Source organism: Pseudomonas sp. SA195, from assembly GCF_054131565.1.
The window spans coordinates 3,722,702-3,737,123 of record NZ_CP096392.1 but is presented as its reverse complement, the minus strand read 5'-3'; the positions used below and the strand labels follow the sequence as shown (position 1 = coordinate 3,737,123).

Genomic DNA, 14,422 nt, shown 5'->3' with positions numbered 1-14,422 from the left:
CCGGATAGCCTTATCGTTGCGCCCGCAACGGATTCATCCTTTTATCAGGAGGCCTAGATGCCCGTACGACGCACACGTAAAGACGACGGCAGCCAGTGGACCGCAGCGGACAGCCGCAGCGTATACGGTATTCGCCACTGGGGTGCCGGCTACTTTTCGATCAGCGATGACGGGCACGTCGAGGTGCGGCCGAAGGGGCCCAGCGGTGACGCCATCGAGTTCACCGGCCTGATCGAGCAACTGCGTGACGCTGGCCTGACCCTGCCGTTGCTCGTTCGCTTCCCGGACATCCTGCAGGACCGCGTCCGCCGGTTGACCGGCGCCTTTGACGCAAACATCGAGCGGCTCGAATACCAGAGCCAATACACCGCGCTGTACCCGATCAAGGTCAACCAGCAGGAAGCGGTGGTGGAAAACATCATCGCTACCCAGAACGTTGCCATTGGCCTGGAAGCCGGCTCCAAGCCGGAACTGATGGCCGTGCTGGCGCTGGCGCCCAAGGGCGGCACCATCGTCTGCAACGGCTACAAGGACCGCGAATTCATTCGCCTGGCGCTGATGGGGCAGAAGCTCGGTCACAACGTCTTCATCGTCATCGAGAAGATGTCGGAGGTGGGGCTGGTGATCGAGGAGGCGGCCGAGTTGAAGGTCGTCCCGCAGGTCGGCTTGCGCGTCCGGTTGTCGTCGCTGGCGTCGAGCAAATGGGCCGACACTGGTGGTGAGAAATCCAAGTTCGGTCTTTCGGCCGCCCAATTGCTTACGGTTATCGAGCGCTTCCGCGCCGCGGGCGTCGACCAGGGCGTGCGCCTGCTGCATTTTCACATGGGCTCGCAGATCGCGAACTTGGCTGATTACCGCGACGGCTTCCGCGAGGCGATCCGGTATTACGCCGAGCTGCGTGCACTGGGTCTGCCGGTCGACCACATCGATGTTGGTGGCGGCCTGGGCGTCGACTACGACGGCACGCACTCGCGCAACGCCAGTTCTATCAACTACGACATCGATGAGTACGCCGGTACGGTGGTCGGCATGCTCAAGGAGTTCTGCGACCGCCAGGAGCTGCCGCACCCGCACATCTTCTCCGAAAGCGGCCGGGCGATGACGGCGCACCACGCAGTGCTGGTCATGCAGGTGACCGACTTTGAGCGTCACAACGACCAGGCGCCCGAGATTGAGAACTATGAGGAGCTGCCGGACATCGTCCAGTCGCTGGCCGACCTCCTCGGGCCGACCGATCCAGAGATGGTCACCGAGACCTACTGGCGCGCGACCCATTACATGAGCGAGGCTGCCGCGCAATATGCCTCCGGCAAGCTCAGCTTGGCGCAGAAGGCATTGGCCGAGCAGAGCTACTTCGCCATCTGCCGCCGGCTGTACAACCAGCTCAAGGCCCGGCAGCGTTCGCACCGTGCGGTCTTGGACGAGCTCAACGACAAGCTGGCCGACAAATACATCTGCAATTTCTCGGTGTTCCAGAGCCTGCCGGACACCTGGGCGATCGACCAGATTCTCCCGATTGTGCCGCTGCAGCGGCTGACCGAGGAGCCGGTGCGTCGCGCTGTGCTGCAGGACCTAACCTGCGACTCCGACGGCAAGATCAAGCACTACGTCGACGAGCAGAGCATCGAGAACAGTATGCCGGTGCATGAGATCCAGGCGGGGGAGGAATACTTCCTCGGTGTATTCCTGGTCGGTGCCTACCAGGAAATCCTCGGCGACATGCACAACCTATTCGGCGATACCGACTCGGTGAACGTCTACCAGCGCGAGGACGGCACCTTCTATCACGCCGGCATCGAGACGCACGACACCATCGAGGACATGTTGCGCTACGTGCACCTATCCCCCGAAGAGCTGATGACCTACTACCGGGACAAGGTCTCCAGCGCGCGGTTGAGTGCCAAGGAGCGGACGCAATACATCGATGCGTTGCGTCTCGGGCTGACCCGGTCCTCCTATCTGACGCCTTGAGAGGTCAGGTGCAGCGGCGCGGTTTGTCTCGACGACGGCCGCTTCGCAACGCGTTTCTAGTCCGTCATTGAAGAAGCCAGCGTGCTGGGGATCGGCACGCTGATCTGTTGATCACCAGCACGCTGGCTCCTATAGCTGCGCTCTGTGCGTCATACCTTTCTGACGAACTCGGACTTGAGCTTCATCGCACCGATACCGTCGATCTTGCAGTCGATGTCGTGGTCGCCGTCCACCAGGCGGATGTTTTTGACTTTGGTGCCAACCTTGACCACCAGCGAAGTGCCCTTGACCTTCAGGTCCTTGATCACGGTGATGGTGTCGCCGTCCTGCAGGGGGTTACCGACCGAGTCCTTGATGACCGCGGCGGCGTCCTCCGACGTCATGGCGGCATCAGCCGACCACTCGTGTGCGCATTCCGGGCAGACCAGCATCAGGCCGTCTTCGTAGGTGTATTCGGAGTTGCAGTTAGGGCAGGCGGGGAGCGTCACGGTAGAGCCTCGGCGTGGAAAAGCCGCGGATTGTAAAGGGTTTTAGCGATGGGCGCGGAGCCGGCCGTGTTTGGCTCCGCGTCGATGGGCAGTGGGCGATCAGTACTCGTCCTTGATGGCGCGGTAGCGCTCTTCCAGTTCGCGGCGGATCTGCCGGCGTTGCTGCGCCTGGGCGAAGCGGCGCTTCTGGTCGGGAGTCTGCGGATGCAAGGTCGGCACATTGGCCGGCCGGCCATCCTCGCCCATGGCGACCATGGTGAAGAAACAGCTATTGGTGTGGCGGACAGTCTTTTGACGAATGTCCTCGGTGATTACCTTGATGCCGATTTCCATCGAGGTGTTGCCGGTGTAGTTGACCGAGGCGAGGAAGGTCACCAGTTCGCCGACATGGATCGGCTGGCGGAAGTTGACCTGATCGACCGACAGGGTGACGACGTACTGGCCGGCGTAGCGGCTGGCGCAAGCGTAGGCCACTTCGTCGAGGTATTTGAGCAGCGTGCCGCCATGAACGTTGCCGGAAAAATTGGCCTTGTCCGGCGTCATCAGTACGGTCATGGTCAGTTCGGCATGGGCATCTAACATGTTGCGCGCGGCTCGTGCTGGCAAAAAGGGCCGCTACTTTAGTCGAATACGCGGCGGTTGTGTTCGCCTATTTCAGATTTCCCTTCAGTTTTTCATTGCCTGGTCAATGCGGCATTAGCGCGCAGATGTTTCAAAGCTTGCGTGTGTCGGCGGTGTCGTCTGGGTATTCATTGACCTAGGCCAGTATCGGCGGGAATTTTCTCCCTATATTCGCGCCTGTGCCCGTCATCAGGATCATCCGGAAATGCCCATGCATGTCGCTGTGTTCGCCTTGTTCTGCTGCCTGACCTCGGTCGTTCATGCCGACGATGAGGCTATGACGCGGTTCAATTACCTGATGGAGGATGCCGGGCGCCGCGAGGCGGCCTATGCCGCCGGGAAAGAGCGCGCCCTGTTTTGTGGGTACTGCCATGGGGAAAACGGCAATAGCAAACGGGGGCACATTCCCAACTTGGCTTCACAGAACCCCGTCTACCTGTTCCATTCGTTCGAAAAGTTCGCCAAGGGCGAGCGCATCGACTACGTGATGTCCAACCTGGCCAAGAGCCTGACCCTCGAAGACCGCGTCAACATCGCGGTTTACTTCAGTCAGCAGACCGTGCAGCCGCATGAGGAAACCATCGAGCCGGGCTTGGCCCAGCAGGGTGCCACGTTGTTCAAAAGTACCTGCGTCGGCTGCCACGGCGACCACGCCCAAGGTATGGAAACCATGCCGAGGCTCGCCGGCCAACCTCGCGAGTACATCCGCAAGGCCTTGACGCGCTTTCGCAACAACGACCCGAGCCGCGCCGGTTCGGTGATGATCAGCATCGCCAGCAAGTTGTCCGAACCGGAAGTCGAGGCGCTCGCTGCCTACCTGAGCCAGCTTCGGCTGAGCACGGCGCAAGAACGCAAGGCCAGCGCCGAGCTGATCGGTGCAGCGGCTCGCTGACAGGGCCTGACGCCCGGCTTGCGAAGCGCTGTTCAAAGATCGCCAGGCGACACACGGCCGTGTGAGGCGGCGATGGAGCTTAACCATCTACCGCCTTCGGGCAACAGAATATGTCTATGGCGCCGCTTCGCTTATTCAATTGGGGCGGCGCAGCCCGTGCTTCTAGTCTTCCCGTCGCGCTCCGGACGCATCAAAAAAACGAGAAGAGGACGTGTAGATGACCCGTTACCTATCAGGCTCCCTGCCTGCCCGCACGCTGTTTGGCGTGCTTTCCGCCAGCCTGCTGACCTTGTCGGCCCATGCCGCTCCGCTGACCCGTGACAATGGCGCGCCGGTCGGCAACAACCAGAACTCCCAGACCGCCGGCGCCAACGGCCCGACCCTGCTGCAGGACGTGCAACTGCTGCAGAAACTGCAACGCTTCGGTCGCGAGCGCGTGCCCGAGCGCGTCGTGCACGCGCGTGGCACCGGTGCCCACGGCGAATTCACCGCCACCGAGGACATCTCCGACCTGTCCCTGGCCAAGGTCTTCGAGAAGGGCACCAAGACCCCGGTCTTCGTGCGCTTCTCCACCGTGGTGCACGGCCTCCACTCGCCGGAAACCCTGCGCGACCCGCGCGGCTTCGCCACCAAGTTCTACACCGCCGATGGCAACTGGGACCTGGTCGGCAACAACTTCCCGACCTTCTTCATCCGCGACGCCATCAAGTTTCCGGACATGGTCCACTCCTTCAAGCCGGACCCGCGCACCAACCTGGATGACGACAGCCGCCGCTTCGACTTCCTCTCGCACCATCCGGAAGCCACACGCACCCTGACTCTGCTGTACTCCAACCAGGGCACCCCGGCCAGCTATCGGATGATGGACGGCAATGGCGTACACGCCTACAAGCTGATCAATGACGAAGGCGAGGTGCATTACGTCAAGTTCCACTGGAAGTCGCTGCAAGGCCTGAAGAACCTGGATCCGAAGGAAAACCAGGAGATGCAGGGCAAGGATTACAGCCACCTGAGCCGCGACCTCATCACGGCGATCGACAAGGGCGACTATCCGAAGTGGGACCTGTACATCCAGGTGCTCAAGCCGGAAGACTTGGCCAAGTTCGACTTCGATCCGCTGGATGCCACCAAGATCTGGCCTGACGTGCCGGAGCGCAAGATCGGCCAGATGGTGCTGAACAAGAACCCGGACAACATCTTCCAAGAAACCGAGCAGGTCGCCATGGCGCCGGCCAACCTGGTGCCGGGTATCGAGCCGTCCGAGGACCGCCTGCTGCAGGGCCGTCTGTTCTCGTACGCCGACACCCAGATGTATCGCGTCGGTGCCAATGGCATGAGCCTGCCGATCAACCGCCCGAAGGTGCCGGTCAACAACGGCAACCAGGACGGCCAGCTGAACGCCGGCCACACCACCACCAGCGTCAACTACCAGCCGAGCCGCCGCGAGAACCGTGAGGAAACGCCACGCGCCGTCTACTCCAAGCTACCGCTGAGCGGGACCACCCAACAGGCGCCGATCCAGCGTCAGCAGAACTTCAAGCAGGCCGGCGATCTGTATCGCTCGTTCAGCAAGAAGGAGCAGACCGACCTGATCAACACCCTGGGCGGCGAGCTGGCGAAGGCGGACGAGGAAGCGCGCTACCACCTGCTGTCGTTCTTCTACAAGGCCGACGCCGAGTACGGTGCAGGGCTGACCAAGGTGGCCAAGTCCGACCTTGACCGGGTCAAGGCACTGGCGGCCAAGCTGCAGGATTGACGAAGCACCGGGCCGCTGCCACGCACGGCGGCCCATCGACCCGGGCGCCGCTCGGGTCACCTTATTTTCAGGAGCAGAACATGAAGCGCCTTTTCCTACTGGTTGCCTTGCTGCTCGGCGGCGGGCCGGTCTACGCCGAAGCGGAGCTCGCGGGCGTTGCCAGCGACACCGAGCAGGTCCAGAGCCAGCTGCGTGACTACTTCTTCAACGCTGCGCGCTATGGCGATAACGAAATACTCGACGAATTCATCCAGGCCGGTTACGACCTGAACACCGCTGACGACAAGGGATACACCGCGTTGATCCTGGCGGCGTACAACGGCAACGCGGACACCGTGGAGCGTCTGCTCGCCGCCGGTGCCGACGCCTGCGCCAAGGACAAACGTGGCAACACGGCGCTGATGGGCGCCATCTTCAAGGGTGAGCTGCGCATCGCCAAGCGTCTACTGGCCACCGAGTGCGACCCCGACGCGCGCAACAACGCCGGCCAGACCCCGGCCATGTACGCGGCACTCTTCCAGCGCGACGCCCTGCTCGAGGCGCTACGCGAACGCGGCGCGGATCTCGAGGCCAGCGACCCGCTGGGCAATCGGGTCGAGACGTTGGCGCGTGGCGAAATCCGCACCCGCTGATCAGTAGCTCTTGTACGGCAGGAACTTGCCCGACATCACCACCTTGACGCGGTCGCCCTTGGGGTCCGCTTCGCGCTGGATGTCCATCGAGAAATCGATGGCGCTCATGATGCCGTCGCCGAACTCCTCGTGGATCAGCTCCTTGATGGTGCTGCCGTAGACGTTGACCAGTTCGTACCAGCGGTAGATCAGCGGATCGGTGGGCACGGCGGTCGGCAGCGACCCTTTATAGGGCACGATCTGCAGCCAGGCGATGGCCTCGTCCGACAGTTCGAACAGCGTGCCCAGGCTTTCCGCTTGGACTTTGTCGAAGGCCATCTGGCCCAGGCAGCCGGCGGTGGTCCATTCCTTCGACAGGCCGATGGTTTCGGCCACCTGGCTCCATTTCAGGCCTTTGCACACCTTGGCGGACAGGATCATCTCGGTGACTTGGCTGCGGCACGTAATCATGGCGGGTCCTCTTTATTGGGGGGCGTGCCGCGGGTGGCGGCGCTCGGCCATGTGCAATGCAGAGGCTATGCCAGGCTGCGCTCAGTCGTACTCGGCGGCCTCGTGGTCACCGAGCAATCGACGCTGGCGCGGCGTGGCGGCCGCGATCACGGCCGGGTTGAACTGCCAGCGGAGATAAGGTGAAAACTTCTGCGCCACCATGCGTCGCCCGTAATGCACCTGCAACAGGTAGCGGCTGCGGTCGGCGGTGCGGTTGCGACTGCCGGCGTGCCAGAGGTCGCTGCGAAACAGCAGCAGGTCGCCGGCATTGCACAGCACCGGTTCCGGCTCGCGGCCCTGCCACCGGATTTCGCCAGGCCGCGGCTTGCGCCCGGCGCGGTGGCTGCCAGGGATCAGCAGGGTAGGGCAGAGGTCGGCATCGATGTCGTCCAGGTAGAGGTGAGCGGTGCAGACCTGCATTGGCAGTTCGAACGCCGGGTCGGCCAGCAACCGCTCGGGCAGCTCCAAGGCCAGGTAGTCCGCATGGAGTTCGCCGCCGACGAAGCCGGGGTGGCTGCGCCAGGCCGTCTGGCCGATGACGTGGCAGTCTTCACCGAGACAGGCTTCGACCAGGTCGATCACGGCCGGCAGGTCCAGAAGCAGCAGCCAGAACGGGTCCCGATTGAATACGCATTTGTAGTGGTCATCGACCATCCCCTGATAATCCCAGTGAATGGGTTCGAGCCGGTCGATGGCCGAGCGCACCGCCTGAACCTGTGCCGGCGGGATAACGCCGCGCAGCAGCACGAAGCCCTGCTGGTGCATGGCCTGAAGCTGAAGGTCGAGGGGGCTAGGTGGGTTCATGTCGTCGCTCACGGTAGCTGGTCAGTCGACAGCTGGATGAAAGATTGGGTTCGTATCCTGCTGCGGCTCGCGGCGATCCGCTCGGCGAGCAGGCGCGCGGTCACAAGCGGTGCGCTGGCAACTCTCCTCCCTGTGTGAACCTCGACGACATGGCCACAAGCGATGTCTGGCAGGTTCGCTTTTATCGTGCGTGCCCCGCGATTGCTCGTCCGGCAGCCGTCTCCGTTGCCCGTTTCGCCTGATTGCGCGTTCGTCGCCGCAACGCCAGGCATGCTTGTCTTCGTATCGCTCAAATGATAATTAAACTCATTAACGGAGCGACGCTAGCGCTCGCGCCGTGAGCCGTGCACCTTCCATCCTGCCGAAGCCTCGCGCTTCGAGGGAGGCAACCCGTGGAACACTGGAAGCGGACCATCGAGCTGGCCAACCGGTACTTTGACCAGGGCGAGTACATCGATGCGCGAGAGCACTACCTGCAAGCCCTGGCGCTAAGCCAGGTGCTGTTCGAACGCTGGCGTGACGCCGACGAAGCGGTCGCCGCCTACGTCATTTCCCACCACAACCTGGCCGACGTGCATCTGCGGCTACGGCAGCCCGAAGAAAGCGCCGAATACCTGTGCGCCATCCATGAACACCTGCTGCGCTGCCTGGCCGACCCGCGCCTGAAGGCCGAACTGAGGCAGGCCTGCCTGCGCCACAGCCGGCACAGCCATGTCGAGCTGCTGCACTTCACCACGGCGCATGGAGAGACGGCGCGCATCCGTCGCCTGCTCAAGCGCAGTGCCCACCCCCCGGCGGCCCGTTTGCAGCAGGCCCTGCTGCATGAAGGCCCCTATCACGGAGTTCACTGACATGCCCCATACGCTACCCCCCTTGCCCTACGCCTACGACGCGCTAGAGCCGCACATCGACGCCCAGACGATGGAGATCCACTACACCAAGCATCACCAGACCTATATCAACAACCTCAATGCGGCACTGGAAGGCACCGAGTGGGCCGAGATACCGGTCGAGCGCCTGCTGACGATGGTTGGGCAGTTGCCAGCTGAAAAACAGGCGGCCGTCATCAACCAGGGCGGCGGCCACGCCAACCATTCGCTGTTCTGGACGGTCATGGCAGTCAACGCCGGCGGTACGCCGGACGGCGAATTGGCCCAGGCGATCGACGCGCAACTCGGCGGGTTCGATCAATTCAAGGAGGCGTTCACCAAGGCCGCGGTGTCGCGCTTCGGCAGCGGCTGGGCCTGGCTCAGCGTTACGCCGGAAAAGAAACTGGTGGTCGAGCACACCGGCAACCAGGACAGCCCGCTGATGAACGGCAACACGCCGATTCTCGGGTTGGACGTCTGGGAGCACGCCTACTACCTGCGTTACCAGAACCGCCGCCCCGAATACATCAATGCCTTCTACCAAGTCATCAACTGGCCCGAGGTGCAACGGCGCTATCAGGCCGCCATGGGCTGACAGCAAGTACCCATCCATCGCGACGCCCCTGCATGACCAGACGTGGAGGCATTGCCGTCTGCTCCGTAGGGGCGAATTTATTCGCCCGGCTACTGGCCGGACGTGCAACGGCGCTATCAGGCCGCCATGAGCTGACGGCAAGTACCTATCCATCGCGACGCCCCTGCATGACCAGACGTGGAGGCATTGCCGTCTGCTCCAGCTACTGGCCGGACGTGCAGCGGCGCTACCAGGCCGCCACGAACTGACGGCAACTATCTATCCATCGCGACGCCCCTGCATGACCAGGCGTTAAGGCATTGCCGTCTGCTCCGTGGGGGCGAATTGATTCGCCCAGCTACCTCATCCTGAGCACGCCATCTCGTCATTCATGTAGCGCCTGCCAAGCTTCAAAGCCCGCCCGCACCCACGATCTTCAATGCGCTCTGGCCGTTGCCTTGGCGCTGCACCTGGATTTGTACCGGGATGCGCTCGTGCATTTCGGCGACGTGCGAAATCACCGCGACCTTGCGCCCCTGAGCCTGCAGCGAATCCAGGGCGTCCATGGCGATTTGCAGCGACTCGGGGTCGAGACTGCCGAAGCCTTCATCGATGAACAGCGATTCGATCTTCAGCTTGCTCGACGCCATCGAGGCCAGGCCTAGCGCCAGGGCCAGCGAGACGAGGAAGGTCTCGCCGCCAGACAGCGAATGCACTGAGCGCAGCTCGTCACCCATCTCCGTGTCCATGACCAAGAGCCCCAGCGGGCTGCCGCCGCGCTTGAGGCGATAACGCCGGGCCAGCTGGCGCAGCTGCACGTTGGCGTGCTGCACCAGCAGGTCGAGGTTGTAGGCCTGGGCAATCTTGCGGAAGGCGCCGCCATCGCTTGAGCCGATCAGTGCGGCGATGCGGCCCCAGCGCTGGCTTTCAGCCGTGGCGTCGGCGATCTGCCGAAGCAGCGCCTGGCTTGCGCTGCGGCGACGATCATCATCGAGCAGCCTCGCGCGGGTATCGGTACTGCGTTGCTCAGCGTTGTCGCACTCGGCTTGCGCCGCGTCCATTTGCGCATCCAACGTCTCGGCATCGGGTGCCTCGGGCTGGGTCGCCTGGTGCGTGGCGAGCCGCTGCTCGCAACCCTCCAGGCGTTCGCGACAACGGGCAAGCTGATCGGTGTTGGCGCGCAAGCGTTCGCGTGCTTCGGCCAGCAGGGCGTCGTCCAGCTGCAGCAGCTGCTCGAGCGTCGTATCGTCCAGGTCAGGATGCGCGGCGCGCCAGTTGGCCAGCTCTTCCGTCAGCGCGTTGCGTTCGGCCAGCAGTTCGTCGCGGCGCGCGCTGCAATGCTGTTGCTCGCCAGCGAGGCGGGTCAGTTCGACCTTGGCTTCGTTCAGCTGCCGGTCGACCTCAGCCTGGCGTTGCCGTGCGGCCTGGATGGCCCCATCGAGCTGCTGTTGCCAGGCGCCGGCGCTGGGCTGCTCGCCAAGGCTGGCACGCAGAGCCTCGCGGCAGGCCTGCTCGCGTGTTTGGAGTTCGGCGAGGCGGGTCGTGCAGGCTTGGTGCTGATCGTGGCGATGCCGTTGCTGCAGTTGCTCACGCTCCAGCGAAGCCTGTCCCTGCTGCTGCTCCTCGAGGAGTGCGGCGTGCTGGTCGACCTGCTGGCGCCGGGCCTCGACTTGCGCATCCAGCGCCATGAAGGTTTCGGCGGGCCGGGCCCGCCAACCGGTCAGCAGCGCGGCAGGGATCAGGTCGGCAAACGCTGCGAGTTCTTCGTCCAACCGCGCGTCATCGCGAGCCATGGCGTCGCGTTGCGCGGCCAGTGCCTGCGTGGCGTGGGCGCATACCTCTCGGGCACGCTGCCAGGCGCCGTTCAGCGTTTCGGCGCGTTGCTGCAGGCTGAGCAGCTCGCGTTGGCGCGCCCCGTCCTGCGCGAGTTGGGCCTTGAGTGCCGTCACGCGGGTATCGAGCCAGGCGCCGCGTGCGGCTTCGGCTTGTTCGACGAGTTCAGCATGGGCTGGCAGCGCAGCCAGGCGGGGCGCGAGCGCGGCCAATTCATCGTCGAGTGCTGCGCGCTGCTGAGCGTTCTGCTTCAGGTGAGTGGTAAGCGTAATGTGCTGGTCGCGCAGGGTTTGGAGCTTTTCATCCTGGGCCTTGAGCCGTTGCTGCGCCTGCACCAGCTCCTGCTCGTCATGGCCGCCCAGTGCGGCGAGCAGCGTTTCGCCCTGATGCCAAGGATGTTCGGTGCTGCCGCAGACGTTGCAGGGTTCCCCCGGGATCAGCGCGGCGCGCAGGGCTTCGACAGTAGCGCTGCGGGCCAGGCGTTGGCGATCGAGCAGGTCTTGTACGATCTTGAGCGCCTTTTCGGCATCGTCGCGTTCGGCGCGGGCGAGTTTGCCGGCTTCGGTCAGGGAGACGAGGGCAGCCTGGTCGCGAGCGTGCTCTGCCTGCAGGCTGTGCAGACGGGCGTCCAAGTGCTGCTGGCGCGACCAGAGCGTGTGCAGATCGTCGAGCGCCCGCTCGGTTTGGCGTGCGGCGTCGAGGTGGGCGGTCAACTGAGCCAGTTGCTCGCCAACGCCGGCTTCGCCACCGATCTGCGACTGCAAGGCATCCAGCGCTTGGCGCGCCTCGGTCTGAGCCGTTTCGGCGTCGCGGGCGGTGGTTTCCAGTGCGGGCAATTCTTGCCGGCCCTGCTGCAGGCGAGCGGCGATCTGTACGGCTTGCTGCAGCCGTGGGCGGTAGCCGCTCCAGGCCGCGCAGAGCGGTTGCAACCCGGCGCTTGCAGCGAGCGGTTCGGCGAGGGCGGTCAGCTGGGCTGCGGTCTCGGCCTGGCGTTCTTGCAGTTGGGCCAATTGCCTCTCGCCGGCCTTGTGCGCGGTGTCGGCCTGGTCAGCTTGGTCGCGGGCCTCGCGCAGGTCGTTGCCTAGATGCACAAGGCGTTCTTCCTCACGGCGTGCGTTGATCAGCGCGGGCTCGGCGGCCTTCAGCGCCTGCTCGGCAGCCCGCAATGCCGCCGTGGCATCCCGGCATTGCTGCGTCAGGGCGGTGAGCCGTTGTTCGACGGCACTGTGCTCGCGCTGGTGGCGGGCGAGGGTCTGCTCGACCTTCTCCAGCAACGGCGGCAGCTCGCGGGCACGAACGAAACGATGGCGCTCCGGCGCCAGCTGCTCGAATAGCGCAAGGATGCGGCGGGCATCGGCCAGGCCTTCCCGTTCCTGTTCGGTGGCGGCGAGGTGCTCCCGGGCGCTGTCGCGTTCGGATTGCAGACGTGTCAGGTCGTGCAGCCATTGGCGCTGCCCTTTGAGCGTGTCGAGCCGGTGCTGCAGGGTTTTGAGCTCGGCCTGCTGCTGCTGGTGCTCTGCCTCCAGCGCCGTGCGTGCTTCGGCATCTAGCGGCTCCAGGCCGCCAGCCTGCTGCTGCAAGCCCGCCAGGGTCTCACGGGCGCGCTTGGCCGCGTCAAAGGCGGCCTGCCCCAGGCGGCTGTAAAGGCCGGTGTCGGTGAGCTTTTCCAGCAGGGTGCCGCGGTCGTTGTCGTCGGCCTTGAGGAAGGCGGAAAACTCGCTTTGCGCCAGCAGCACGGCGCGGGTGAATTGCGGCAAGGTGAGGCCCAGGCGGGCCTCTAGCAACTCTTTGAACTCACGCTTCTTACCGCTGGCTAGCAGCTGGTCGCGGTCCAGGTCGAGCAGGCTCTGGCTGCTGGCCTGGAGTTTGCCGTCAATCTTCTCCTTGGCGCGCCTGACTTCCCAGCGTGCGCGGTAGCGGTGGCCGTCGACCCCGACGAAGTCCACCTCGGCATAGCCGCTGGCGCAGCCGCGGCGCAGCAGGTTGCGCTCGTCGCCGCTGCCGATCTCATCCTTGCCGTCCGGCACCTTGCTCAGCAGCGATGCGCCGTCGAGACGAGGCGTGCTGCCGAACAGCGCCAGGCACAGGGCGTCGAGAAGCGTGCTCTTGCCGGCTCCGGTCGGCCCGGTGATGGCGAACAGGCCTGCGCTGGCCAAGGGTTCGGCGGTGAAGTCGATGACCTGTTCCCCGGCGAGCGAGGCGAGGTTTTTCAGGCGGATGGCGAGGATTTTCATGCGGCGTCTCCTTCGCCGGCGAATTCGACACCACGCAGCAGGCTGGCGAAGTCATCCAGCGCCTGTTCGTCGGGCGGGTTGCCGAACTGCTCTTCCCAGGCGCGGGCAAAGAGCTCCTGCGGGGTGATCTGATCGAGGCCGAGTAGCACCTCGGAGTCGGCCTCGCCTCGTGCGCCCCGGTATTCGCTGGCGATGCGCACCAGCCGGCAGGCCTTGCCGGTGATGGCGGCCTCGATGCGCTGGCGCAGGTCCGGCAAGGGTTCGTCGAGCTGCACGCGCACTTCCAGCCAGGGCAGGTGTTCGGCGAACAGGCCCACCGGCGGCAGCGCTTCGAGCTCGCCGATCACCTCCGGCAGCGGCGCGCGGCCGATGCGGATCATCTCCACGGCGCGGGGCACGGGCAGCGCTTGGACGGTGTCGAGCCGGTCGCCCTCGAAGCTCACCAGCAACACCTGATGCGGGTAGTTGATCTCGCCGAACGAGAGCGGCAGCGGCGAGCCGCTGTAGCGGATGCGTTCCTGCCCGGCAACTTTCTGCGGCTTGTGCAGGTGGCCGAGGGCAACGTAGGCGATGGGCTCGGGAAACAGGCTGGCCGGCAGTGCCTCGGCATTGCCGATGACGATGTTGCGCTCGGAATCTTCCGACACCGCACCGCCGGCCATGTGGGCGTGGCTCATGGCGATTAGCGCCTGCCCCGGCTGGCGCCTGGCTTCGGCGGCGGCGATCAGGTGCTGGTGAACGTGGCGGATGCCAAGCATGTAATCCTCGCCCGCGTCGCCTCCGGTCACTTCCGCGGGCCGCAGGAAGGGCAGGGTGAGGCACCAGCCAGCGATCTTTCCCTCGGCGTTGTGCAGTGGAACCAGCAGGCGGTCATGGTCGAGCTGGTTTTCGGCGATCCAGCTGATGCGGCCGATCGCGTGGGCGTTGAGCCGCTTCATCAGCGGCCCAGGCAGTTCGATGCGTCCCCCAGAATCGTGGTTGCCGGCGATCATCACGATGTCCAGCTGCGGCAGCGCTTCGTGGGCGCAAACTATGAAGTCGTACAGGCGTTCCTGCGCTTTGAGCGGCGGGTTGACGGTGTCGAAGATATCGCCGGCGATGAGCAGGGCGTCGGGCTGATGCTGGACGAGTTGGTCGAGCAGCCAGGCGAGGAACTGGGTGTGTTCGTAGTCGCGGTCCTGGCCGTGGAGGGTCTGGCCGAGATGCCAGTCGGAGGTGTGGATCAGGCGCATACGAGGGGTCTTTTTTGATTGGAGTCG

The 14,422-nt window shown here is 64.4% G+C and carries 12 protein-coding genes; 6 read left to right on the top strand and 6 right to left on the bottom strand.

Going from position 1 to position 14,422, the window contains the following annotated elements:
- The first annotated feature begins 57 nt into the window (after positions 1 to 57).
- Positions 58 to 1,971, top strand: coding sequence for an arginine decarboxylase (speA, locus tag M1D78_RS17385; RefSeq protein ID WP_437421234.1), 1,914 nt, complete (start codon positions 58 to 60; stop codon positions 1,969 to 1,971).
- Positions 1,972 to 2,120: 149 nt separating this feature from the next.
- On the opposite strand, the gene M1D78_RS17380 is transcribed toward speA, so the two are convergent.
- Together M1D78_RS17380 and M1D78_RS17375 are read right to left on the bottom strand one after the other, a co-directional pair.
- A complete protein-coding gene (locus M1D78_RS17380; protein WP_437421233.1) occupies positions 2,121 to 2,459 on the bottom strand; it encodes a zinc ribbon domain-containing protein YjdM in 339 nt (112 codons plus the stop codon).
- A 99-nt stretch (positions 2,460 to 2,558) separates the two neighbouring features.
- Entirely contained in the window at positions 2,559 to 3,041 is a 483-nt protein-coding gene (locus M1D78_RS17375) for an acyl-CoA thioesterase (RefSeq protein ID WP_437421232.1), read from the bottom strand.
- Between the two features lie 250 nt (positions 3,042 to 3,291).
- Between M1D78_RS17375 and M1D78_RS17370 the strand changes: the two genes are divergently transcribed.
- From M1D78_RS17370 to M1D78_RS17360, 3 genes are all read left to right on the top strand, one after another.
- On the top strand, positions 3,292 to 3,972 hold the full coding sequence (locus M1D78_RS17370; RefSeq protein ID WP_437421339.1) for a c-type cytochrome: 681 nt from the start codon (positions 3,292 to 3,294) through the stop codon (positions 3,970 to 3,972).
- 217 nt (positions 3,973 to 4,189) lie between these two features.
- Positions 4,190 to 5,728 (top strand): catalase, encoded by a 1,539-nt coding sequence (locus tag M1D78_RS17365; protein WP_437421231.1) that lies wholly within the window; start codon positions 4,190 to 4,192, stop codon positions 5,726 to 5,728.
- Positions 5,729 to 5,808: 80 nt separating this feature from the next.
- Positions 5,809 to 6,360 (top strand): ankyrin repeat domain-containing protein, encoded by a 552-nt coding sequence (locus M1D78_RS17360; RefSeq protein WP_437421230.1) that lies wholly within the window; start codon positions 5,809 to 5,811, stop codon positions 6,358 to 6,360.
- Here the strand turns inward: M1D78_RS17360 and cynS are convergent, their stop codons facing one another.
- Positions 6,361 to 6,810, bottom strand: a complete 450-nt coding sequence (gene cynS / locus M1D78_RS17355; RefSeq protein ID WP_437421229.1) for a cyanase — start codon at positions 6,808 to 6,810, stop codon at positions 6,361 to 6,363.
- 81 nt (positions 6,811 to 6,891) lie between these two features.
- Positions 6,892 to 7,653 carry a phytanoyl-CoA dioxygenase family protein gene (locus M1D78_RS17350; protein WP_437421228.1) on the bottom strand — a complete coding sequence of 254 codons (762 nt, stop codon included), beginning with the start codon at positions 7,651 to 7,653 and terminating at the stop codon, positions 6,892 to 6,894.
- Positions 7,654 to 8,045: 392 nt separating this feature from the next.
- On the opposite strand from M1D78_RS17350, the gene M1D78_RS17345 reads away from it, so the two are divergent.
- Positions 8,046 to 8,504, top strand: a complete 459-nt coding sequence (locus tag M1D78_RS17345; protein ID WP_437421227.1) for a tetratricopeptide repeat protein — start codon at positions 8,046 to 8,048, stop codon at positions 8,502 to 8,504.
- 1 nt (position 8,505) lies between these two features.
- Positions 8,506 to 9,117 carry a superoxide dismutase gene (locus tag M1D78_RS17340; RefSeq protein WP_437421226.1) on the top strand — a complete coding sequence of 204 codons (612 nt, stop codon included), beginning with the start codon at positions 8,506 to 8,508 and terminating at the stop codon, positions 9,115 to 9,117.
- A 389-nt stretch (positions 9,118 to 9,506) separates the two neighbouring features.
- Here M1D78_RS17340 and M1D78_RS17335 read toward each other — a convergent pair whose 3' ends face one another.
- Both M1D78_RS17335 and M1D78_RS17330 read right to left on the bottom strand, forming a co-directional pair.
- Positions 9,507 to 13,163, bottom strand: a complete 3,657-nt coding sequence (locus tag M1D78_RS17335) for an AAA family ATPase (protein WP_437421225.1) — start codon at positions 13,161 to 13,163, stop codon at positions 9,507 to 9,509.
- Positions 13,160 to 14,395, bottom strand: a complete 1,236-nt coding sequence (locus M1D78_RS17330) for an exonuclease SbcCD subunit D C-terminal domain-containing protein (RefSeq protein ID WP_437421224.1) — start codon at positions 14,393 to 14,395, stop codon at positions 13,160 to 13,162. The genes M1D78_RS17335 and M1D78_RS17330 overlap by 4 nt, the downstream gene beginning before the upstream one ends.
- Positions 14,396 to 14,422 lie beyond the last annotated feature (27 nt).